The organism is Kitasatospora sp. NPDC096077, assembly GCF_040303245.1.
Taxonomy (GTDB): domain Bacteria; phylum Actinomycetota; class Actinomycetes; order Streptomycetales; family Streptomycetaceae; genus Kitasatospora.
This window is the reverse complement of record NZ_JBEOSV010000010.1, coordinates 1-19,682: the sequence shown is the minus strand read 5'-3', so window position 1 is coordinate 19,682 and position 19,682 is coordinate 1. Positions and strand designations below refer to the sequence as shown.

General features: G+C 74.9%; 22 protein-coding genes. 7 read left to right on the top strand and 15 right to left on the bottom strand.

Annotated features, from left to right (window positions below; translation table 11 throughout):
* The first annotated feature begins 59 nt into the window (after nucleotides 1–59).
* The 3 genes from def to ABTZ03_RS12310 are packed head-to-tail and all read left to right on the top strand — an operon-like array spanning nucleotide 60 to nucleotide 3,162.
* Complete coding sequence (def, locus tag ABTZ03_RS12320; protein ID WP_350512856.1) at nucleotides 60–605, top strand: peptide deformylase; 546 nt, start codon at nucleotides 60–62, stop codon at nucleotides 603–605.
* A 56-nt stretch (nucleotides 606–661) separates the two neighbouring features.
* Nucleotides 662–1,654, top strand: coding sequence for a methionyl-tRNA formyltransferase (fmt, locus tag ABTZ03_RS12315; RefSeq protein WP_350512855.1), 993 nt, complete (start codon nucleotides 662–664; stop codon nucleotides 1,652–1,654).
* 59 nt (nucleotides 1,655–1,713) lie between these two features.
* Nucleotides 1,714–3,162, top strand: coding sequence for an RsmB/NOP family class I SAM-dependent RNA methyltransferase (locus ABTZ03_RS12310; protein ID WP_350512854.1), 1,449 nt, complete (start codon nucleotides 1,714–1,716; stop codon nucleotides 3,160–3,162).
* A 60-nt stretch (nucleotides 3,163–3,222) separates the two neighbouring features.
* Here ABTZ03_RS12310 and ABTZ03_RS12305 read toward each other — a convergent pair whose 3' ends face one another.
* The 11 genes from ABTZ03_RS12305 to ABTZ03_RS12255 form a co-directional block, all read right to left on the bottom strand.
* Nucleotides 3,223–3,675 (bottom strand): hypothetical protein, encoded by a 453-nt coding sequence (locus tag ABTZ03_RS12305; RefSeq protein ID WP_350512853.1) that lies wholly within the window; start codon nucleotides 3,673–3,675, stop codon nucleotides 3,223–3,225.
* 5 nt (nucleotides 3,676–3,680) lie between these two features.
* Nucleotides 3,681–4,700, bottom strand: coding sequence for a ChbG/HpnK family deacetylase (locus ABTZ03_RS12300; protein ID WP_350512852.1), 1,020 nt, complete (start codon nucleotides 4,698–4,700; stop codon nucleotides 3,681–3,683).
* Nucleotides 4,701–4,750: 50 nt separating this feature from the next.
* A complete protein-coding gene (locus ABTZ03_RS12295) occupies nucleotides 4,751–5,116 on the bottom strand; it encodes a sulfurtransferase TusA family protein (RefSeq protein WP_350512851.1) in 366 nt (121 codons plus the stop codon).
* Nucleotides 5,113–5,829, bottom strand: a complete 717-nt coding sequence (locus ABTZ03_RS12290) for a class I SAM-dependent methyltransferase (protein WP_350512850.1) — start codon at nucleotides 5,827–5,829, stop codon at nucleotides 5,113–5,115. The genes ABTZ03_RS12295 and ABTZ03_RS12290 overlap by 4 nt, the downstream gene beginning before the upstream one ends.
* Nucleotides 5,830–5,918: 89 nt before the next feature.
* Complete coding sequence (locus tag ABTZ03_RS12285) at nucleotides 5,919–6,470, bottom strand: MarR family winged helix-turn-helix transcriptional regulator (RefSeq protein WP_350512849.1); 552 nt, start codon at nucleotides 6,468–6,470, stop codon at nucleotides 5,919–5,921.
* A 76-nt stretch (nucleotides 6,471–6,546) separates the two neighbouring features.
* Nucleotides 6,547–6,903, bottom strand: a complete 357-nt coding sequence (locus ABTZ03_RS12280) for a DUF6204 family protein (protein ID WP_350512848.1) — start codon at nucleotides 6,901–6,903, stop codon at nucleotides 6,547–6,549.
* 155 nt (nucleotides 6,904–7,058) lie between these two features.
* Nucleotides 7,059–8,276, bottom strand: coding sequence for a serine hydrolase domain-containing protein (locus ABTZ03_RS12275; protein WP_350512847.1), 1,218 nt, complete (start codon nucleotides 8,274–8,276; stop codon nucleotides 7,059–7,061).
* Nucleotides 8,277–8,671: 395 nt separating this feature from the next.
* Nucleotides 8,672–9,361, bottom strand: a complete 690-nt coding sequence (locus ABTZ03_RS12270; RefSeq protein WP_350512846.1) for an alpha/beta hydrolase — start codon at nucleotides 9,359–9,361, stop codon at nucleotides 8,672–8,674.
* Nucleotides 9,362–9,500: 139 nt separating this feature from the next.
* Complete coding sequence (locus tag ABTZ03_RS12265; RefSeq protein WP_350512845.1) at nucleotides 9,501–9,830, bottom strand: hypothetical protein; 330 nt, start codon at nucleotides 9,828–9,830, stop codon at nucleotides 9,501–9,503.
* A 201-nt stretch (nucleotides 9,831–10,031) separates the two neighbouring features.
* A complete protein-coding gene (locus ABTZ03_RS12260) occupies nucleotides 10,032–11,483 on the bottom strand; it encodes a serine/threonine-protein kinase (RefSeq protein ID WP_350512844.1) in 1,452 nt (483 codons plus the stop codon).
* A gap of 84 nt (nucleotides 11,484–11,567) precedes the next feature.
* Nucleotides 11,568–11,885 carry an ArsR/SmtB family transcription factor gene (locus tag ABTZ03_RS12255; protein WP_350512843.1) on the bottom strand — a complete coding sequence of 106 codons (318 nt, stop codon included), beginning with the start codon at nucleotides 11,883–11,885 and terminating at the stop codon, nucleotides 11,568–11,570.
* Nucleotides 11,886–12,050: 165 nt separating this feature from the next.
* Between ABTZ03_RS12255 and ABTZ03_RS12250 the strand changes: the two genes are divergently transcribed.
* The 4 genes from ABTZ03_RS12250 (at nucleotide 12,051) to ABTZ03_RS12235 (ending at nucleotide 16,785) form a co-directional block, all read left to right on the top strand.
* Nucleotides 12,051–12,422, top strand: coding sequence for a VOC family protein (locus ABTZ03_RS12250; protein ID WP_350512842.1), 372 nt, complete (start codon nucleotides 12,051–12,053; stop codon nucleotides 12,420–12,422).
* Nucleotides 12,423–12,831: 409 nt separating this feature from the next.
* The gene (locus ABTZ03_RS12245; RefSeq protein ID WP_350512841.1) at nucleotides 12,832–14,220 is read left to right on the top strand and encodes an outer membrane protein assembly factor BamB family protein; all 1,389 of its coding nucleotides are present in this window, start codon (nucleotides 12,832–12,834) and stop codon (nucleotides 14,218–14,220) included.
* 153 nt (nucleotides 14,221–14,373) lie between these two features.
* Nucleotides 14,374–15,183: an alpha/beta fold hydrolase gene (locus ABTZ03_RS12240; protein WP_350512840.1), complete on the top strand. Its 810-nt coding sequence runs from the start codon at nucleotides 14,374–14,376 to the stop codon at nucleotides 15,181–15,183.
* Nucleotides 15,184–15,393: 210 nt separating this feature from the next.
* Nucleotides 15,394–16,785 carry an alpha/beta fold hydrolase gene (locus ABTZ03_RS12235; RefSeq protein ID WP_350512839.1) on the top strand — a complete coding sequence of 464 codons (1,392 nt, stop codon included), beginning with the start codon at nucleotides 15,394–15,396 and terminating at the stop codon, nucleotides 16,783–16,785.
* 67 nt (nucleotides 16,786–16,852) lie between these two features.
* Here ABTZ03_RS12235 and ABTZ03_RS12230 read toward each other — a convergent pair whose 3' ends face one another.
* The 4 genes from ABTZ03_RS12230 to ABTZ03_RS12215 all read right to left on the bottom strand — a co-directional run bounded on the left by ABTZ03_RS12230 (nucleotide 16,853) and on the right by ABTZ03_RS12215 (nucleotide 19,491).
* The gene (locus ABTZ03_RS12230; RefSeq protein WP_350512838.1) at nucleotides 16,853–17,410 is read right to left on the bottom strand and encodes a holo-ACP synthase; all 558 of its coding nucleotides are present in this window, start codon (nucleotides 17,408–17,410) and stop codon (nucleotides 16,853–16,855) included.
* Nucleotides 17,407–18,591, bottom strand: a complete 1,185-nt coding sequence (locus tag ABTZ03_RS12225; RefSeq protein ID WP_502894445.1) for a serine hydrolase domain-containing protein — start codon at nucleotides 18,589–18,591, stop codon at nucleotides 17,407–17,409. Before ABTZ03_RS12225 ends, ABTZ03_RS12230 begins: the two co-directional genes overlap by 4 nt.
* 91 nt (nucleotides 18,592–18,682) lie before the next feature.
* Nucleotides 18,683–19,021, bottom strand: coding sequence for a YqfO family protein (locus ABTZ03_RS12220; protein WP_350512837.1), 339 nt, complete (start codon nucleotides 19,019–19,021; stop codon nucleotides 18,683–18,685).
* Nucleotides 19,009–19,491 carry a hypothetical protein gene (locus ABTZ03_RS12215; RefSeq protein ID WP_350512836.1) on the bottom strand — a complete coding sequence of 161 codons (483 nt, stop codon included), beginning with the start codon at nucleotides 19,489–19,491 and terminating at the stop codon, nucleotides 19,009–19,011. Before ABTZ03_RS12215 ends, ABTZ03_RS12220 begins: the two co-directional genes overlap by 13 nt.
* Between the last annotated feature and the right edge of the window lie 191 nt (nucleotides 19,492–19,682).

Sequence of the window (19,682 nt, the reverse complement as noted above, 5' to 3'; positions counted from 1 at the left end):
TTGCGGGGAACCAGTCGTTGCCCGTAGCCCGCGCCCACCCGGACAGGAGCCCGTACCCCGTGGCGATCCAGCCGATCCGTCTCTTCGGAGACCCCGTCCTGCGGGCCACCGCCCAGCCGGTGACCACCTTCGACAAGGAACTGCGCAACCTGGTCGCCGACCTCACCGAGACCATGCTCGACGCCCCCGGCGCCGGCCTTGCCGCGCCCCAACTCGGCGTCTCGCTGCGGGTGTTCACCTACCACGTGGACGGCGTCACCGGGCACCTGATCAACCCGGACCTGTCGCTGAGCGAGGACGAGCAGGAGGGCCCGGAGGGCTGCCTCTCGCTGCCCGGGCTGCGCTACGACACCAGGCGGGCGTACGGCGTGGTGGCCAAGGGCTTCAACATGTACGGCGATCCGGTCACCCTGGAGGGCACTCAGCTGCTCGCCCGGTGCATCCAGCACGAGACCGACCACCTGGACGGCATCATCTTCATCGACCGGCTCGACCGGGAGCAGCGCAAGGCCGCGCTGAAGGCGATCCGGGAGGCCGAGTGGGGCGCCGGGCCGGCGCCGGTGGTCAAGGTGTCGCCGCACAGTACGTTCGGCGCTGCGCGCTGACGCTCGCTCCATCGAACTCTCACTCCATCGAATTCCCGTCTGCAGAAAGGCACTTGATGCGTCTCGTCTTCGCCGGCACCCCCGAGGTCGCCGTTCCCGCCCTGGACGCGCTGATCGCCTCCGACCGGCACGAGGTGGTCGCGGTGGTCACCCGCCCCGACGCCCCCGCCGGACGCGGGCGCAAGCTGGTCGCCAGCCCCGTCGCCCAGCGCGCCGAGGAGGCCGGGATCGAGGTCCTCAAGCCGGCGAAGCCCAGCGACCCCGACTTCGTCGCCCGGCTCACCGAACTCGCCCCGGACTGCTGCCCGGTGGTCGCCTACGGCGCGCTGCTGCGGCCCGGCACCCTGGAGATCCCCAAGCACGGCTGGGTCAACCTGCACTTCTCGCTGCTGCCGGCCTGGCGCGGCGCGGCGCCCGTCCAGCACTCGGTGCTGGCCGGCGACGAGGTCACCGGCGCCTCCACCTTCCTGATCGAGCAGGGCCTGGACTCCGGCCCGGTCTACGGCGTGATCACCGAGGCGATCCGCCCGAGCGACACCAGCGGCGAACTGCTCACCCGGTTGTCGCACTCCGGCGCCCGGTTGCTCGCCGCCACCATGGACGGGATCGAGGACGGCTCGCTGCAGGCCGTGCCGCAGCCCGCCGACGGCATCACGCTCGCGCCGAAGATCACCGTCGAGGACGCGCGGATCGACTGGAGCCACCCCGCCCTGCGGATCGACCGGGTGGTGCGCGGCTGCGCCCCGGCGCCGGGGGCCTGGACGGAGTTCCGGGGCGAGCGGCTGAAGGTCACCGGGCCGGTCAAGCTGCTGCCGGAGGCCGCCGAGCTGGCGCCCGGCGAGGTCGCGATGGTCGGCAAGAACAGCGTGCGGGTCGGGACCGGGAGCCACGACATCGAGCTCGGGGAGGTGCGTCCGCAGGGGAAGAAGGAGATGCGGGCGGCCGACTGGGCGCGTGGGGCGCGGCTGGAGGCGGGGGAGCGGTTCGGAGACCTCGGAGACCCCGGCGGCCCCGGCGACCTCGGAGGTCTCGGAGGTCTCGGAGGCTGAGGCTCCGGATCGGCGTTACTGTTCGTACGAAATAACCACCGCAGCACTTTGAGGCATCTGTGAGCACGTCCCCGAACACCCCCGCCGGCGCCCAGCGCGCCCCCCGTCCGCACCGTCGGCCGAAGAAGGACCCGGCCCGGATCGTCGCGTTCCGCGCCCTGCGCGCCGTCGACGAGCGCGACGCGTACGCCAACCTGATCCTGCCGTCCCTGCTGCGCGAGGCCGAGCAGAAGGGCATGGACCGGCGCGACGCCGCCCTCGCCACCGAGCTGGTCTACGGCACGCTGCGCCTCCAGGGCACCTACGACGCGATCATCGCGGCCTGCATCGACCGGCCGCTGAGCAAGGTCGACCCGCCGGTGCTGGACGTCCTCTCGCTCGGCGCCCACCAGCTGCTCACCACCCGCATCCCCAGCCACGCGGCGGTCTCGGCGACCGTCGAGCTGGCCCGGGTGGTGCTCGGCGACGGCAAGGCCAAGTTCGTCAACGCCGTGCTGCGCCGGATCAGCGCCCACGACCTGGACGCCTGGATCGAGCGGGTCGCCCCGGCGTACGACAAGGACGCCGAGGACCACCTGGCGGTCGTGCACTCGCACCCGCGCTGGGTGGTCTCGGCGCTCTGGGACTCGCTCGGCCGCTGGCAGCCGGACGCGGCCGGACGCACCGCGATCGAGGAACTGCTGCGCGCCGACAACGACCGGCCCGAGGTCACCCTGGTCGCCCGGCCCGGCCGGGTCACCGTCGGCGAGCTGGCCGACGCGCTGCCCGAGGCCCAGCCCGGCCGCTGGTCCCCGTTCGCGCTGCGGCTCGCCGAGGGCGGCGACCCGGGCACGCTGACCGCCGTCCGGGAGAACCGGGCCGGCGTCCAGGACGAGGGCAGCCAGCTGGTCGCGCTGGCGCTGGCCGCGGCGCCGCTGGAAGGCCCGGACCGGCTCTGGCTGGACGGCTGCGCCGGGCCCGGCGGCAAGGCCGCACTGCTCGGCGCGCTGGCCGCGGAGCGGGGTGCCGGGCTCGTCGCGAGCGAGAAGCAGCCGCACCGGGCCCGGCTGGTGGCGCGGGCGCTGGAGGGCAACCCCGGCCCGTACACGGTGATCGCGGCCGACGGGACCCGCCCGGCCTGGCGCTCCGCGGGCTTCGACCGGGTCCTGGTCGACGTGCCGTGCTCCGGCCTGGGCGCGCTGCGGCGCCGCCCGGAGGCGCGCTGGCGCCGCCGGCCGGCCGACGTCGCCGCCTTCGGGCCGCTGCAGCGGGACCTGCTGCGTTCCGCGATCGAGGCCACCAGGGTCGGCGGCGTGGTCGGTTACGCGACCTGCTCGCCGCACCTCGCGGAGACCCGGGCCGTGGTCGACGACGTGCTGCGCGAGGAGGGCGGCCGGGTCGAGTGGATCGACGCCCGGCCGCTGCTGCCCGGCGTCCCGGCACTCGGGGACGGGCCGGACGTGCAGCTGTGGCCGCACCTGCACGGGACCGACGCGATGTACCTGGCGCTGCTGCGGCGCACCGCCTGAGGCGCTGCTCCCGGGGGAACGGCCGCGGACCGTGGCTACGGCTACGGCTGCGGACCGCGGCTACGGCCAGCGGGACGGCGGGCCGGGGCAGTTGGTGAGGAAGGCGTGCGCCTGGGCGCGGAGGTGGTCGACCGGCGGGTTCTCGCAGATCGCCTCGAAGTCGAGGCCGGGGGCGTGGCCCGGGTCGGGGAAGGACCGGTAGGCGAGGTACGGGCGGTGTTCGCCGCCGGGGTCGAGCCCGACCGTGAGGGACGCGTGGCGGTCGGACCGCCTGCCGGTGGCCGTGTGGCCCCTCCGGGAGAGCTGCCACGCGCACTCGTACGGCTCGGGCTCGGCCGGCAGGTCGAGCAGGGCCTGGGCGAGGCGGCGGACCTCGTCGGGGCCGGCGAAGGGCAGCGACTCGGACCACTGCGGTCCGGCCGCGAACAGCTCCCACTCGGCACCGTTGCGGCCGACGGTCAGTGCCCACCCGCCGTCCTGGTCGCGCCAGTGGCAGTCGAGGATCGGATCCATGGTGGTCAACCTCCCTGTGGGGTACGGTCGTTACGAATTCTCCTCATCGTGGCACACCGGGTGTCCGGGGCGGGGTCCGGCGTGACCCGTCCTCGGGCGGCTCGCCAGGCTTCCTGCAGCGGGCGGTAGTCGAGCACGGTGATGCCGTGCTCGGCGATCAGCCGGCGGGCCTCGGCGGACACCAGGAACTCGTAGTCGGTGCGGCGCACCCGCCAACCGTCGTCGGCCGGAGCGTCGTCGGCCGGTCGGTGGTCGGCCGGTCCGTGGTCCGGCGGGAGGCGGTGGCCGGGGTCGGGGCCGGTGGTGAGGCTCGGGTGGACGGCCCACTCGGTCAGGCCCGGCGGGAGGTCGGCCAGCAGCCGGGCGTAGTGGGCGGACTTGTCCGCCGTCGGGACGCTGAAGCTGTCCAGGAAGCCGTGGTCGACCACGGGAAGGCCGCGCTCGCGCATCCGTGCCAGAGCGGGCGGCAGCCAGACCCGGACCGCCAGCCTGTACTCGGCGCCGAGGGCGAGCGCGAGGTCGAGAATGTCGTCGCGACCGCCGTCGGCGAGGCAGTGGAAGTCCAGGTGGGTCGGGCTGAGGCCGCTCGTTGCGACCGCGTCGATCTGGGCGCGGAACTCGCGCTCCACGTCGTCGAGTCGGGCGCGGGCGGCCAGTGCGGCGCGGCCTGCGGGGGTGGGGGCGTACAGCTCACCGGTGGGGTCCAGCAGGGAGGGCACCCGGTCACGGGCGGCGAGCGGGCCCCAGCGCAGGTGCGGGGTCTCGCAGACCAGGGTGAGGTGGACGCCGAAGGGGATCTCCGGGTGGCGGCGCAGCAGTTGGAGCGCGTGCGGGGTGGCGTGACACGTGGTCATCAGGCTGGCGGAGGCGGCGATGCCCTGCTGGATCGCCTCGATGACGGCGAGGTTGACGGACTCGTCCAGGCCGAGGTCGTCGCAGTTGAGCAGCAGGAGGCGGGCGTCGGGCGGGTGGCCGAGGAGGCGGTTGGCGTGCGGGCCGTCGGGGGTGGGGACTGCGGGGGGCATGGGGGCAGTCTTCACCGGGGGAGGCGGTGGGCGCGCGGGGATTTTTCCGGTCAGTCCGTGGTGGAGGGGGATGCGGGGGCGGGGTGCCAGGGGCGGTCGGGGCGGGTCGGGACCGGGGACGAGGTGAGGCGCAGGGCGTACACCTCCCGGTCCGGGGCCGGGGAGGGGACCGGGCCGAGGTACGCGTGGCCGGTCAGGTGGCACCAGGCGGGGAGGTCGAGCGGGGCGGCCGGGTCGGTGGTGTGGATGTGGACCACCGCGCCGGCCGGGAGGTGGGCGATCCGGGCCCGCAGGCGGAGCAGGAGTTGGACGCAGAGCAGGCCGGTGCCGTCGATGGTGAGGTCGGGGTCGGCGGCGTGGGCGGTGGTCTCGTCCGGGGTGGTCTGTTCGGGGGTGGCCTGGTCCGGGGTGGTCATCGGGGGGTCTCCTGGGTGATGCGCCAGAGGCGGCGGGGCAGTTCGCCCTCCTCGAAGGGATGGACCTCGATGAGGTGCCAGCCCTCGGCGAGCCGGTCCACCAGCTCGCGGGGGAAGAAGTGGACGGCGAAGCCGCCGTGTTCCCAGATGTCGTCCCCGTGGCCGGTGCCGGCGCCGTAGTGGGCGTCGCCGGTGTGGCGGACGGTGTAGACGAAGCTGCCGCCCGGGCGCAGCACCCGGCGCACTTCGGCGACCAGCGCTTCGATCTCCTCGGTGCTGAGCGCCATGCAGAGCAGCATGTGGGCGAAGACCGCGTCGACGGAGGCGTCGGGAAGGGGCAGCGGCTCGCGGACGTCGTGCACGGCGGTGCGGACCCGCTCGGCCGGGCCGTGTTCGGCGGCGGCGCCGCGCAGCTGTGCCAGGCCGGTCGGGCTGAAGTCGGTGGCCAGCACGCTGAGTCCCGAGCGGGCGCAGTGGAGGGCGTCGCGGCCGTGGCCGGCGCCGAGTTCGAGGACCTGGTGGGCGCCGGCGGCGGCGAAGGCCCGGGCGGCGTGCTCGGCCGGGGCGGAGGGCTGCTCGCCGTATATGCCGGGGTGGGCCTGATAGGTCTGCTGCCAGTGGGCGCGCTGGGTGTCGGCGAGGGCGGGTGCGGGCTCCCGGTGGGGCGACGCGCCGGCGGAGCTGCCGGGCGCCGGGTCGGGAGTGCGGGTCATCGTGCTGCCCTTCGCGAGGGTGTGCGGGTGGTGCAGATGGTGTGGGTGGTTCGGGTTCAGCCTAGGGCGTGGGGTGGGGCGGGGGTCGGTCAGGGGCTCGGGATGGGGCGGTGGTCGGGGGCGGTGCCGCCGAGCTGGGTGAGCAGGGTGGTCAGCTGGGTGAGGTCCTCGCTGGTCCAGCGGTCGGGGGCGAAGTGGTCGGCGGCGACCTGCCGGGCGGTGTGCAGCATCTCGCCGAGTCGCTCGCGGCCGGTCGGGGTGAGGGCGGCGTAGGCGACCCGGGCGTCCCGGGCGGCGGCCTCGCGGGTGACCAGGCCGATCCGTTCCAGCGGGGCGAGGCCGCGGGTGACGCCGGAGGCGGTGAGGCCGAGGGCCTCGGCCAGGTCGACCCGGCGCATCCGGCCGCCGGGGGCCTGGGCGAGGTGCAGCAGCAGGGTGAAGTCGGACAGGCTCACGCCGTGCAGGCCGCTGAGGCCGGCGTCGAAGCGCTTGACCAGAGCGGTCTGGGCACGGACCAGGCGCAGGGCGGTGTCGAGCGGGTCGGGGCGGGGCGCGGTGCCGGGGCTGCCGTCGGGAGCGGTGCCGGGGACGGGGGGTGTTGCCGGGGTCGGTGCGGCTGTGGGGTCGGTCGGGCTTGTCATTGCCACCTCCTTGACTGCTCAAGTATAGGCATGGGCGGAGCCGTCAAGGAGGTGGCGGAGGGGGGAGGGGGTCGGGTCAGCCGGCGCTGTTGGCGGCGCGGCGCTGTCGCTTGCCGAGGGGGGCCTGGGAGAGGTCCTCGGCCTGGGAGCGGAGGTTCTTGTGGCCGTAGCCGCGGTCGGCCAGCCAGGACCGCGCCGCCGCTTCGGCCCGCTCGGTGGCCTCCAGGATGTCCTCCTCGGCCTCGCCCTCGTCGAGGAAACGGAAGGTGAAGGCGGAGCGGGCGGAGAGGTCGTAGCTGAGGTGGCCCTCACGGGTGAAGGCGGCGTGCAGGACGTCGTGCTCGGGTGCGGCGGCGAGGAGTTCGGCGCGCTGCGCCTCGGTGAGGCCGTCGAAGACGCCGCGCACCATGATGCGGAAGGTTCGGATGGTCATGCGCCGACGATAGGCAGGAGGGGCGGCGGACCGCCAATGCGATTTCGGGGTGGGGGTCTCGGGATGGCGCCGCCGCCCGCCCGGCCGACGGCGCGGGACCGTGGGCCGGGTGAGCATGGTCGGGGTTGAGGGAGGGGTCGAGGTCGGGCGTGGGGTCAGGGTGCGAAGGGGCCGAAGGTGACGGCGGCCAGGCGCAGGGCCGGGGCCGGGGTGCCATTGGAGAAGCCGACGGAGTAGACCAGGCGCTTGCGCAGGTCCGCGGTGGCGAAGATGCCGTCGGAGTAGCCGAGGTCGTGGCCGGTCTTGCCCCAGAGCACCGTGCCGTCCTGCAGCGGGAGGGCCAGCAGCCCGGCGCTGTAGCAGGCCCGGCCCTTGTCGGGGCCCAACTGGCAGTCGCCGGAACCGTCGTAGGGCAGCAGCCGGCCGGAGGCGTCGCGGGGCAGGGTGAGTAGGTCGTGCATCTGCTGCGGCGGCAGGAGTCCACCGCCGAGCAGGGCGCGCAGGAAGCGGTCCAGGTCGGCCGGGGTGGACACCATCGACTCGGAGTTGCCGCCCTGCTCGGAGACGTCCGTCGGGACGTGGAGGCCGTTGAGGAGGTAGCCGTTCAGGTGCGGTTCGGGCATCTCGGGCGCGCCGTCGGTCAGTTCGGTGTGCCGGAGGTGGAGGGGCGCGAGGATGCGGGTGGTGACCTCCTGTCGGAGTGGGTGGCCCGTCACGCGTTCGATGAGCAGGCCCGCGAGACGGTAGTTGAAGTTGTTGTACTGCTGCTCGGTGCCGGGTGCGAAAGCGGGTTCGGGCCAGGAGCGGGTGGTGGGGCGCAGGGTTTTCTGGACGACCTGGTCGAAGGTCTCGACGTCGAAGCGCCGGGCGATCATTTCGTCGTTGGGGACCTGCCCCGGGCCCTCGGCGGCCTGCGGCAGCCCACTGGTGTGGTCGAGGAGTTGGCGGACCGTGATCGGCTGGTAGGCCGGGCCGGGCGAGCCGTCGGGCAGCACGCCGTCGGGGAGCACTCCGGGCAGGTACTGCTGGACGGTGCCGTCCAGGCTGATCCGCTGCTCGGCGGCGAGTTGGAGCAGCACCGTGGCCACGAAGGTCTTGTTGATGCTGCCGATCCGGAAGGCGGCGTCGGGCGCGACCGGTTGGCCGCTCACCGGGTCGTCGGCCGTCCCGCGCCAGGTGTGGCCGTCGATCGTCACCCGGGCGACCACGCCCGCCGTCGGATCCCCTGGTCGGGCGGCTATCGCGGCGCTCAGGGCGGCTCGGTCCGGGCCGTCGTGCGGAGCCCCGGCGTCGGCCAGGGCCGGGGTGGGCCCGGCGGCGAGCAGCAGTCCGGCGAGGGCGAGGGCGGGAGCCGTGCGCTTGGTGCTGGGCATGTGGTCTCCGAGGAGGGCGGGGCGGAAGGAGGTCGGAATGGCCTCTCGTGGAGAACACGAGTCTGACGAACGATCAGTTGCACGGATCCTGTGGGGTGTTGCCGGACGGGCCGGGTGGCGTCGCCGGTGTCGGTGTTCCTCGCGACGGTACGGGCGGTGCCGGTGCGAAGGGCACGGGCGCGGAGGGTGCGGACGGTGGTGGTGGCAGGGGCGGTGGTGCGGAACACGGTGGAGGCTCCCTTCTCCGGTGGCCCCGGTGGCCACCGTCTCGGTGACCCCAAGACTGGCCGCCGGCACCCCCGCCGCACATCTGCCGATCGGCATAAAGCGTTCACCGGGTCCGGGCTCCGACCCTGCCGATCGGCAGGGTCGGAGCGGGAGTTCGGCCCCCTCGGCTACGCCCGGGCCGGCAGTCGGGTGCAGACCGCCCCCGTCGCCGGCGGTGCGGCCGCCATGCCCAGTGCGGCGAGGGTGAAGTCCGTGGTCAGCGCCATGACGTCGGCACCCCGTCGGATCAGGTAGTGGCTGCCGCCGGGCACCTCGTAGCGTGCGAGGTCCGGTGTCACCTGCCGGGCGCGCAGCGCGTACTCCAGGGACTGGGCGGCGCCGGCCGCGCTGCGGTCGGCCGTGCCGTGCACGATCAGCACCCGTCGCCCGGCGAGGTGCTCGACCCGGTCGCCGCTGGGCAGCCACGGGGCGATTCCGGCCACCCCGACGACGCTCGGGTGTTCCGCGCACCAGAACGCCGCCCGGCCGCCGAGCGAGTTGCCGATGAGCACCACCGGCGCGCCCGGGTGGTGGCGGGCGAGTTCGTCGAGCGCCCAGCGGGTGTCCACGGCGGTGTCGGCGTCGGCGCCGTTCCAACCGCTGTAGCGGTAGTGCAGCAGGTGCACCGCGAGCCCGTGCGGTCGGCCGCGGTCGGCGAGTTCGGTGGCGAGGCCCCGCATGCCCAGTTCGGCCATCCGGAGCGGGCCGCGGTGGCTGCGGATGAACCCGCCGGGCAGCAGTAGGGCGATGCCGGAGACCGGTCCGTCGTCGTCCCACGGGCTGAGCTCTGGGGTGCGCGGGTGCTGCGCTCGGAACATTCCGGTCCTTCCGGGGCGGTGGTGCGAGGGCGTGTCCCGTGGATTCTGTCGGATCGGGCCGCGGTGCCGGTGGGCGGGCGTCCGGTTGCGCGGGGCGACCTGGGGTTCGCGGGGGGCCTGGGGTCGGGGCCGCCCCGGGCTACGGCTCCGGCGGCGGGTCGCGGTGCGCCAGCAGGGGCCAGAGCACCCACCCGGTGACGCGGGTGCGGGTGACCAGGACCTTCGCCCAGCGGGCGCCGAGCGGCGAGGTCCAGGTGTCCACCACCTCGACCCGGTCGCCGGAGCGGGCCAGCCCGATCACGGTCCGCTCGCCGAAGTGGTCGAGCCGGACGTTGGCGGCGTTGGCGGAGACCTCCCACCACCCGGTGCCGACCCGGGGCGCCCGCTGCTCACCGGGGGTGACGGCCGCCGGGACCAGCAGGATGGCGAGCGACAGCACCGCCGCCGTCGCCCGGCCGATCACCGCCACGACGGCCTCGGGGTGGCACCGTGCCCGGGCCGTGCGGAAGCTGTGGAGAGCGCGGGGGTCATGTACAGCAGAACGAGCCGCCGTCCGTGTGCGTACGGTCGGTCGACGAGGCTCACCCGGTCGGGGGAGCGCGGGCGGTGGTACGGCGAAGGGCCAAGCTTGGCCCCGCTGTCAACTCGGGTCGGGACACGGTGAGTTGACCTACTCTTGGCGCCGCCGCGCCTCCTCGGAGCCCTGCGGGTCCCGCCCGGTCGCCCGGCTGCGCCCGAGCAGCTCCCGCATGCCCGGGCGGCCGCGCCGGGTCCGCGCGGGCGGCCCGTCCGGCTGCTGCCCCGGTTCCGGAGCCGGTCCGAGGCCGGCCTTGGCGGCCGCGTCGGCGAGGAAGCCCGAGGCCTGGCGGCCGGCGTTCTCCACGCTGCGCCGCAGCTGTTCGGCGTCGCTGCGCAGCTTGTCGGCCTGGCGGCTCAGCAGGTCGTTGCGCTGTTCGGTCTCGCCGAGCTGCCGGAGGCTGGCGGCGGCCCGGGCGGCGGAGTCGCGTTCCAGCTGTTCGCCGCGGGCCCGGGCGTCCGCGAGGATCTGCTGCGCCGCGGACTCGGTGAGCGCCTTGAGGTCGGCTATGCCCTGCTCGGCCTCACGGCGGAGCTGGGCGGCCTCGGTGGCGAACTGCTCCTGACGCCGGGTGACCTCCTGGTGGGCGCGGGCGAGCAGTTCGTCCGCCTCCCGGCGGCGGGCCAGTACATAGGCGTCCTGCTCGGCCCGCTCGGCGGCGGAGCGGGGGTCGGGAACGGTGGCCGCGGGGTGGCCGGGCCGGCCGAGCGGCCCGGCGATCCGGAGCAGGCGGTCGGCGACCTCCTCGGCGTCGGCCGGGCGGTGGCCCGGGTCCTTCGCGAGCAGGTCGAGCACCAGGGCGTCGAGGTCGGCGGGCAGGGCCGGCGGTCCGGGCCGCAGGGTGCCGGGGGCGGCCGGCCGGGACTCGCCGTGCTGGCGGATCAGCTCGAACAGCGTGCCGCGGAACGGCGGTCGGCCGGTGAGGAGTTCGTACAGCAGGCAGCCGAAGGCGTAGAGGTCGGAGCGGGCGTCCAGGGTGCGGCTGTCGAACCGTTCGGGGGCCATGTAGGCGGGGGTGCCGACGATCACGTTGGTGCTGGTGACGCCGTCGTCGGCGGCGCCGGTGCGGGCGATGCCGAAGTCGACCACCTTGACCGCTCCGCCGGGCTGGACCATCACGTTGGCCGGCTTGACGTCCCGGTGGATCACCCCGGCCCGGTGCGCGGTGCCCAGCGCGCCGGCGATCTGGGCGGCCCAGTCGAGGGCGCGGTGCAGCGGCGGCGGGCCGTCGGCCAGGTGGTGGCTGAGCGGGGCGCCGTCGAGCAGCTCCATGACCAGGAAGAACAGTGGGCGGTCGGCGGTGCGGTGCTGTCCGAAGTCGTGCACGGTGACGATGGACGGGTGGTTGAGCGCGCCGGCCGTGGCCACCTCCCGTTCGAACCGGGCCGCGTCCTTGGGGGAGCCGGTGCCGCCGGGGAGCAGCACCTTGACGGCGACCAGGCGGCGGATGCGCGCGTCGCGGGCCTTCCAGACCGCCCCGAAGGCGCCCTCGCCGATCTGCTCGACCAGTTCGTACCGTCCGTCGAGTACCTCGCCCGGCCGCATCCCCGCCCCCTTCCGCGCGTGGGGCCCGGGCTCCGGCGGCCGCGCCCCGTCCGCTTCAACCTACCGTGCGGGCAAGGTGGTTGGTCACCCGTCGCGGCCGCCCGTCAGCTCGTCCAGGACGGCGGCGAGCAGGCCGGGGAGGCGGGTGTCGAGGGCGTCGCGGCGGAGTGTGACCAGCCGGGTCTTGCCGCTGGTGCGGACGGCGACCACGCCGGCCTCGCGGAGGATCCGCCAGTGGTTGGAGAGCGTCGAGCGCGGGACGCTGAGGCCCTCGGGGCTGCAGGTGGTCTCGCCGTCCCGGGCGAGGCGGTGGACGAGTTCGAGGCGGACCGGGTCGCCGAGGGCGTGCAGGACGGTGGCGAGGTCGAAGTCCTCGGGGTGGGGGTGGGGCAGGGTCCGCATCGGGTTCCTCGGGTGGGCGGCGGCCGGCTCTGGTGGCGGGCTCGTCGGGCAGTCTAGTATCTCGTTTCGACAGTTCGGGAATACCGAATTGATCTTGGGTGTCGACCGGTTGTCGGCCTGGCGGTTCGAAGAGTGCGAAGAGTGCGAAGAGGCGGAGGTCGGAGGATGAAGGTACTGGCGACGCTGGCCCGGGTGTATGTGGACGATCTGGACACGGCCCTGCCCACGCTGCGCGAACTCACCGGCGAGAGCGAGGGGTTGCGCTTCCCGCACGCCGGCGTGGAGGTGGCCCGGATCGGTGGCCTGCTGGTCGTCGCGGGCACGGAGGAGGCGCTGGCGCCCTTCCGGCGGGTGCAGAGCACCCTGCTGGTCGACGACCTGGACGGCCTCGGCGAGCTGCTGCGGACCCTGGGCGGGGAGCTGCTGGACGGCCCCAACCAGGTGCCGACCGGGCGCAACGCGACCGCCCGGCACCCGGGCGGGGCGGTGTTCGAGTACGTCGAGTTCGATCGGAGCCGGCCCGTGTTCGCGGACTGACCCGCGACCGCCGACGCCTTCCCGGTGGTGCCGCCGGCCCGGCGGGAGGGGCGGGAGGAGCAGGAGAGGAGGGAGGGGCTGCAGGGGCAGGGGTGACCGGAGGGGCGGCAGGGGCTGACGGGGCGGGACGGCTCGGCCACGGGGCGTGACGGCCGGGGTACGGGGCTCCCATGTGTAGGGGAGGGCGGGGTTTTTCCTGCTCTTTGTTCAGGATCTTGCTCTGCTCTGCGACGATCCGATGATCGTCGTCCTGTTTTGTCTGGGCGGCTCTTCGCAGGTTCGCAGGGGAGACACCGGCATGGCCAAGGGGCCCGAGGACAGTGAAGTCCGGGCGAGGACGAGGTGGCGCGCCAGGTTCGTCAGGCACCGTGAGGACCTGATGGTGGTCGCCGGCGGGGTCCTGGGAGCCATGTTCGCGAGCCTGGGCCTGGCCGTGCTGTTCGGCCCCGCGAACGGGTTCGGCGGCGACAGCCTGGCCTTCATGGGCGCCATCAGCATCCTCGGGCTGCTGCCCTGCGGCGCCGGCTTTGTCTGGGCGCTGATCCACCCCCGGCGCGGACTCCCCTCGGCGGCCGTCGGCAGCGTGCTCGGACTGGGGATCTTCCTCTGCTTCGCCGGGGACGGCCTGAACGACGACTGGAAGGCGCCGCCGGACCAGCCGTCCACCGTCCGCGCGGTCGGCAGCTGGACCAGCGGGAGCCTGGTGGTGCGGGTCCGCCCCGACCAGGTGGTGGCCTACCGCACCGGCAGCGGCTCCGTCGCCTGGCACTGGACGCCGCCGGGCCAGGACTCGGTGTGCACGATGAGCCGGGGCATCGGCGCGGGCGGCATCGGTCTGGTCGGGCACTCGCCGCGCGGCAAGCCCTGCGCTGCGGTGACCTCGCTGGACCTCGCGGACGGCCGGGAAGGCTGGACCGACACCGTGGACGCACCCGCCCGGGACGGGGACGGCGCGGACTCGGACCTCGTCGCGGTGGCGGGCACCCAGGCCGTGCTGCAGGGCACGGACGGCTGGCGGGCGGTACGGCTGACGGACGGCCGGGAGCTGTGGCGCAGCGCGCCCGACACCGGGTGCACGCCGCTGGAGGTCGCGGGCGGGGACCAGGACGTGGTGACGGCCGCGCAGTGCGGTGACGGGGCCGCGGTCCTGCGGTCGCTGGCGCCCGGGAACGGGAAGGACCGGACCCGGATCGACCTGCCGACCGAGGGCGGGCTGAAGAACCTGATGGTGGTCTCGGTCGAGCCGCTCGCGGTCTGGGTCGACGCCCAGGCCGAGCACGGCACCCACGCGGTGCTCAGCTACGACCGCTCGGGCCGGCAGCGGGCCGCGATACCGGTCTCCGGCGACGAGTACGACCTGGACGTGATGCTGGGCGGGGTCCACGCCTTCGACGAGTTCAGCGCCCGGCCGCTGCTGGGCGGCGTGGTCGTCGACGACCTGTTGATCGTCCCGGGGGAGAAGCCCGGCGACGTCAGCATCAGCGGCGGCCCGCACCCGAGCCGCACCGCCACCGGGCGGCTGGTCGCCTACTCGCTGGCGGACGGGGCCAAGCGCTGGACGGCGGGCCTGGACGACCAGGTCACCGGCCTCCTGGTGGACGGCGGCTCGGTGTGGGCGATGACCCGCGACAAGCTGACCCGGGTCGACGCGGCGACCGGCCGGCAGAGCCGTGAGCTGGACGTCAACGACACCGCCTCGCTGTACCCGGTGGACCTGGCGGTGTCCGGGCGGGAGCACTTCACGGTGGTCGCGGAGGACGGGACCAGGGACGAGCCGCCGGTCCGCGGGATGAGCTGACCGGGGGCTGTTCCGGGGGTGCTCCGGGGCCGCTCGCGGGGTCGTGTCGGGGCCGTGTCGGGCTGCCTCCGGGGGCCGGTCGGCGCGGGCTGAGTGTTCCGGGCGGTTGTGTCAGGCTGGTGGGGGAGCACCGCCGAGGCCGGGAGGCTCGTGATGGCCGAGATCAGGGCGAACGGGGTGTCGCTGCACTACGAGGCCCGCGGCGAGGGCCCCGGGGTGGTGCTGGTGCACGGCTCGTGGACCGACGCGGACTCCTGGGCCCGGGTGGTGCCGGGGCTGGCCGAGTCCACCACCGTCGTCGCCTACGACCGGCGCGGGCACAGCCGCAGCGAGGACCCGCTCACCCAGGGCTCGGTGCACGAGGACGCGGCCGACCTGGCGGGGCTGATCGAGGGGCTCGGGCTCGCCCCGGCGTACGTGTGCGGGAACTCGTACGGCGCGCTGATCGCCCTGCGGCTCGCCGCGGCCCGGCCGGACCTGCTGCGCGGCGTCGCCGTGCACGAGCCGCCCGCCACCGGCGTCCTGCTGACCGAGCCGGAGCTGCGACCGATCGCCACCGCGCTGGCCGGGCGGATCGCCGCCGTCCGGGAACTGCTGGAGCGGGCCGAGTCGGCGGCCGCGGCGGAACTGTTCGTGGACACGGTGGCCTTCGGTCCGGGCGCCTGGGAGCAGTTGCCCGCGCCGGTGCGGCACACGTTCGTCCGCAATGCGCCGACCTATCTGGACGAGCTGCGCGACCCGGACGCGCTGGACCTCGACCTGACCGCGCTGGCCCGGTTCGACGAGCCGGCGCTGCTGACGCAGAGCGACGACAGCCCGCCGATGTACGGCGAGGTGCTGGACCTCATCGACCTCGCCCTGCCGCAGGCCGCACGGCACCTGTACACGGGGGCCGGCCACGCCCCGCACGTGTCGCAGCCGGAGGAGTGGGTGCGGGTGCTCCTGCCGCGCGCGTTGGCGTGAGCCGAGCGGGGGCGCGCGGTCCCGGCGGTCCCGGCGGTCCGGTCCCGGCGGTCCGGGCCTGGTGGTCCCGGTGGTCCCGGTGGTCCGGTCCCGGGTCAGGATTCGACCCTGGGCGAATCCCGGCCCGAGCACTCGCCTTCCAAGTCGTGGCTGGCCCAAGCTACTTCCGCGACCGCGTCAGTCGGACGCGGTGCCTACGGAAGGACGACCATGACGAGTACGCGCGGCCGTGTCGCCGCCCTGCTGGGCGCCGTCGCGGTGGTCGCCGGCACCACCCTGGCCGGCCCCGCCGCCACGGCGTCGGCCGAGCCACGGCACCGGCCCGGCGGTGGGATCACCGGGCAGGCCCCCTGCCCGGACGCGCCCGAGTTCACCTGCGGAAGCATCACCGTGCCGCTCGACCACAGCGGCGCCACCCCCGGCACCCTCCAACTCGACGTGGCGACGACCGGCAACGCCGATGCCCCCAAGGGCGACCTGCTGTTCCTCACCGGCGGCCCCGGCCAGCCCGGCGTGCCGCTGATGCGCCGGATCGCGAGCAAACTGACGCCCGTGCTGAAGGACTACCGCCTGGTGATGTACGACCAGCGCGGCACCGGCCGGCGGGCGCTGCAGTGCCCCGGGCTCCAGGCGGACATGGGCTCCTCCGACCTCGCCGTGCCGCGCGAGCAGTCGATCGCCGACTGCGCCACCGCGCTCGGCCCGAACGCCCGCTACTACGGCACGGCGGACACCGTCGGCGACATCGACCTGCTGCGCCAGGCCCTCGGCGACCACCGGCTGACCCTGGACGGCGTCTCGTACGGCACCTTCGTCGCCGAGCGGTACGCCCTCGCCCACCCGGCGCACGTCGAGCGGCTGGTGCTCGACTCGGTGGTGCCGCAGGGCGGTTACGACCCGATGGACCTGGTCGCGCTGCCCGCCACCGCCCGGGTGCTGCGGGCCGCCTGCCAGGCCACCGGCTGCACCACCGACCCGGCCGCCGACCTCTCCGCCACGGTGCGGCAGTACGGCGACGGGGCGCAGATCCTGGACGCGCTCACCAGCTACGAGTTCACCGACCCGAACTACGGCGGGGTGCCGGAAGCCCTGCACGCAGCGGCCGGTGGACACCCGGAGAAGCTCCAGGCCTTCATCGACGACGTGCACAAGGGCGACGCAGCCCCGGCCGAGGCGCTCAGCCAGGGCCTGCACGCCGCCACCCTGTGCGCCGACGGCCGCTACCCGTGGGGCTCCGCGGACACCCCGGTCGAGGGCCGGGCGGCCGCGCTGGAGCGGACCCGGCAGGACCTGACCGCCGAGCAGACCTGGCCGTACGACCCGGCGACCGCGACCGGGCTGGGCTCGTTGCTGGTCTGCCTGGACTGGCCGCGCGAGCCGGTGCCGCCGCTGCCGCCGGCGCACCGCAAGCTGCCCAATGTGCCGGTGCTGCTGCTCGGCGGGGGCCGGGACCTCTCCACCCCGAACGAGTGGCTGTACCAGGAGGCGAAGTCGGCGCACGACCCGCAGATCGTGATCGTCCCGGGTGCGGCGCACTCGGTGCAGACCCGGGCGGCCGACCCGGCCGGGCGGCAGGCGGTCTACGACTTCCTGCTCAAGTAGCCCGCCTGGACGCGGTCGGCGGCCCGTTCCGCACAGGGGACGGAACGGACCGCCGCCGCCGGGGAGTTCAGCCCCGGTCCGCGCCCCAGCCGTCGTCCGGCAGGGCGGGGTCGGGCTCGGGGCAGTCGGGGTGGTCGTAGCCCCAGAGCCCGACCTTCGACAACAGCCAGTCGTCCTGCGGCGGTTGGTCGTAGTCGTGCCGGTCGACCAGCACGAAGCCGACCCGGACCTCCCCGGCCGGCGTGACCTCCAGGGTCCGCTGGCCGGGGATGTTCCGGTAGGTCACGGTCTCCCAGGCGCAGCCGGCCGCGGTCAGTGCGGCGGTCAGCGCGGACTCGGTGACCCGGGTGTCGTACGTGCGCAACCCGCCGCCGTCCACCGGGAGTTCGAGCTCCCCGTGCCAGGTCGGCAGCGAGAAGGAGCGCAGCCGGCGGCAGCCGCAGAACACCGTCCAGGCGTCGCCCCAGCCGAAGGCGTGCGGCCAGCGGGTCTGCTTGTGGACGCGCCCGCTGTCGTACGGGTCGCCGAAGCGGGCGGCGAGCTGCGGCAGCGAGGCGTCGTAGCGCAGCCCGCCGAGGTCGGCGGTGGCCGCGAGTTCGGTGAGCCGGGCCAGGAACTCCGTCACCCCAGGCACCCGCGGACCGCCTCGACCAGCCGGTTGGCGCGGGCGTCGCCGTGGCCGATCATCCGGTTCGCGACGTAGCCGAAGCCGATGCCGAACTCGTCGTCACCGAAGGCGAACTGGCCTCCCGCGCCGTCGTTGCCGAAGCTGCGGGCGCCGAGCAGCGGGCGGAAGCCGGGCGAGTCCAGCAGCATCCCGGAGCCCCAGCGGGCGCCCATGTCGAAGCCCAGGTAGCCCTGGCCGGAGGAGAGTTCCCGGGTCGCGTCGGTCACCGTCCCGGCGGAGAGCAGCCGGGGCCCGCCGTCCAGGCCGGTGGCGGCGGCCGCGTACAGGCCGGCCAGCCCGGTGGCGGAGGCGACGGCGCCCGCGCCGGGCAGCTCGATCGCGTGCAGTACCGGGTCGTTCCAGCCGTGCGGCACGTCCAGACCGGGGAAGACCAGGGCGCCGTTCATGGTGACGATCCGGGTGAGCAGGTGCTCCGGGCCGGGCATCGGGCGGCGGCCGTCCGCCTCCACCAGCCTGGCCAGGCGCGGGAGTTCGTCCTCCGGCAGGCCGATCCACAGCGGCAGGCCGAGCGGTTCGGCGATCTCCTTGCGGAGGAACGCACCCGGGGTCAGGCCGGTGATCCGGCGGATCACCTCGCCGACCGCGAAGCCGAACACATGGCCGTGGTACTCGTGCGTCGTCCCGGGCTCCCAGAGCGGCTGCTGGGCCTCGATGGCGCGGATCACCGGCTCCCAGGCGGCGATCTCCTCGAAGGGGAGCACCGCGTCCAGGGCGGGCAGGCCGGCCCGGTGGCCGAGGATCATCCGGGTGGTGATCCCCTGCTTGCCGTTCCGGGCGAACTCGGGCCAGTAGCGGGCGATCGGGGCGTCCAGGTCGAGCCGGCCGCGCTCGGCGAGCAGCAGGGCGCTGATGCTGACCGGGCCCTTGGCGCAGGAGAACACCGGGACCACGGTGTCCTGCGTCCAGGCCCGGCCGCTGCGCTGGTCGGCGGTGCCGCCCCAGAGCTCGACCACTTTGCGGCCGCCGGCGAACACCGTCACGGCGGCGCCGAGTTCGGGGAAGTCGGCGAAGTTGCCGGCGAAGGCGTCCGCGACGGCGCCGTAGCGTTCATCGGCCCAGCCCTGGTACTGCTGCATCGTGGTGCCCCGTTCTGTGCGACTGGCGAATGCCAAGATCATCGACCGGTCCACGGTACGGGGTGGGGCGGGCCGGGACGACAGGTTTTCGCCAGACCGGGACGGGAGGGGCGGGTGTGACCGCAGCGGGGGCTCAGCCGGCGGCGGGGTCGTCCAGGGGGTCGTACAGCGGCAGGAAGTTGACCACCGCCTCCTCGTACGGGTGGACGGCCCGGACGGCCGCCAGCACGGCGGCGGCCTGCCCCCGCTCGCAGAAGGACTCCACCCGGCACTCCTCCGCCCGCTCCACCTCGCCCGCCGTGCCCCGGTGCGGCCGGGCGGCGGGGGAGGGCAGCCAGCTGCCGGTGATCCGCCAGACGCTGGAGCAGCGGGCGTACTCGCCGGTGCGGCCCGTGCCGGCGGCGTGCAGGGCCTCGACGACCTGCTCGACGTGGCTCTCCGGGACGGATATCTCGATCTTCAGGCGCGGCATACCGGGACTGTAGCGGGCCGGTGCGCCCGGGCAGCGAGCCCGAGCGCCGTGCCGATGCCGACGAAGGCCGCCGCGCCGGCCGGGACCACCCAGCCGGTGAGCGGGGCGGCGGTCGGGCTGCGGTCGAGTGCGCCGAGGAGGGCGGTGAGCAGGCCGTACGGGATGAGCAGGGTGCCCGCCCAGGCGGTGGCGAGCAACAGCCGTCGGGGGAGCGGACGTTGAGGCGGGCGCACGGCGAGGGTGAGGGCCAGGGCCACGCCGGTGAGCGCCAGGACGGCGGTGAAGTCGACGCCGTGCCGCTCCAGCCGGATCAGGGCGGTGGGCGCGCCGTTGCGGCGGAACTCGTCGGCGAGGTCGAAGCCGTTCGCGATCCCGGCCCGGCCGCCCGCTGCCCAGTAGGACTTCAGGGCGATGTACGGCAGGGCGAGACCGGCGGCCAGGGCGACGGCGCGTGGACGGTGTCGGGTCATGTCCGCTCCTCGGTGGGTGGTGCTTCCACCGTCGCGGAGCCGGGCCCTCGTGGTCGTCCTGCGCGGGTAGGGGCGGGCTCCCTCGGGCGGGGGAGACGGGGGGTGGGGCCCGTCTGGGTCGGCGACAAGACGGCCAGCGGCCGGCGCGGCGGGGGGCGCGGCGGCGGGGGGGGGGCGCGCGGGCAGACGCC

Bases quoted from the DNA above. Each gene is read 5' to 3' on its own strand.
- fmt (WP_350512855.1), top strand. From the start codon at position 662: ATGCGTCTCGTCTTCGCCGGCACCCCCGAGGTCGCCGTTCCCGCCCTG.
- ABTZ03_RS12305 (WP_350512853.1), bottom strand. From the start codon at position 3,675: ATGGATCCGATCCTCGACTGCCACTGGCGCGACCAGGACGGCGGGTGG.
- ABTZ03_RS12300 (WP_350512852.1), bottom strand. From the start codon at position 4,700: ATGCCCCCCGCAGTCCCCACCCCCGACGGCCCGCACGCCAACCGCCTC.
- ABTZ03_RS12295 (WP_350512851.1), bottom strand. From the start codon at position 5,116: ATGACCACCCCGGACCAGGCCACCCCCGAACAGACCACCCCGGACGAG.
- ABTZ03_RS12290 (WP_350512850.1), bottom strand. From the start codon at position 5,829: ATGACCCGCACTCCCGACCCGGCGCCCGGCAGCTCCGCCGGCGCGTCG.
- ABTZ03_RS12285 (WP_350512849.1), bottom strand. From the start codon at position 6,470: ATGACAAGCCCGACCGACCCCACAGCCGCACCGACCCCGGCAACACCC.
- ABTZ03_RS12280 (WP_350512848.1), bottom strand. From the start codon at position 6,903: ATGACCATCCGAACCTTCCGCATCATGGTGCGCGGCGTCTTCGACGGC.
- ABTZ03_RS12275 (WP_350512847.1), bottom strand. From the start codon at position 8,276: ATGCCCAGCACCAAGCGCACGGCTCCCGCCCTCGCCCTCGCCGGACTG.
- ABTZ03_RS12270 (WP_350512846.1), bottom strand. From the start codon at position 9,361: ATGTTCCGAGCGCAGCACCCGCGCACCCCAGAGCTCAGCCCGTGGGAC.
- ABTZ03_RS12260 (WP_350512844.1), bottom strand. From the start codon at position 11,483: ATGCGGCCGGGCGAGGTACTCGACGGACGGTACGAACTGGTCGAGCAG.
- ABTZ03_RS12255 (WP_350512843.1), bottom strand. From the start codon at position 11,885: ATGCGGACCCTGCCCCACCCCCACCCCGAGGACTTCGACCTCGCCACC.
- ABTZ03_RS12250 (WP_350512842.1), top strand. From the start codon at position 12,051: ATGAAGGTACTGGCGACGCTGGCCCGGGTGTATGTGGACGATCTGGAC.
- ABTZ03_RS12245 (WP_350512841.1), top strand. From the start codon at position 12,832: ATGTTCGCGAGCCTGGGCCTGGCCGTGCTGTTCGGCCCCGCGAACGGG.
- ABTZ03_RS12240 (WP_350512840.1), top strand. From the start codon at position 14,374: ATGGCCGAGATCAGGGCGAACGGGGTGTCGCTGCACTACGAGGCCCGC.
- ABTZ03_RS12235 (WP_350512839.1), top strand. From the start codon at position 15,394: ATGACGAGTACGCGCGGCCGTGTCGCCGCCCTGCTGGGCGCCGTCGCG.
- ABTZ03_RS12225 (WP_502894445.1), bottom strand. From the start codon at position 18,591: ATGATCTTGGCATTCGCCAGTCGCACAGAACGGGGCACCACGATGCAG.
- ABTZ03_RS12220 (WP_350512837.1), bottom strand. From the start codon at position 19,021: ATGCCGCGCCTGAAGATCGAGATATCCGTCCCGGAGAGCCACGTCGAG.
- ABTZ03_RS12215 (WP_350512836.1), bottom strand. From the start codon at position 19,491: ATGACCCGACACCGTCCACGCGCCGTCGCCCTGGCCGCCGGTCTCGCC.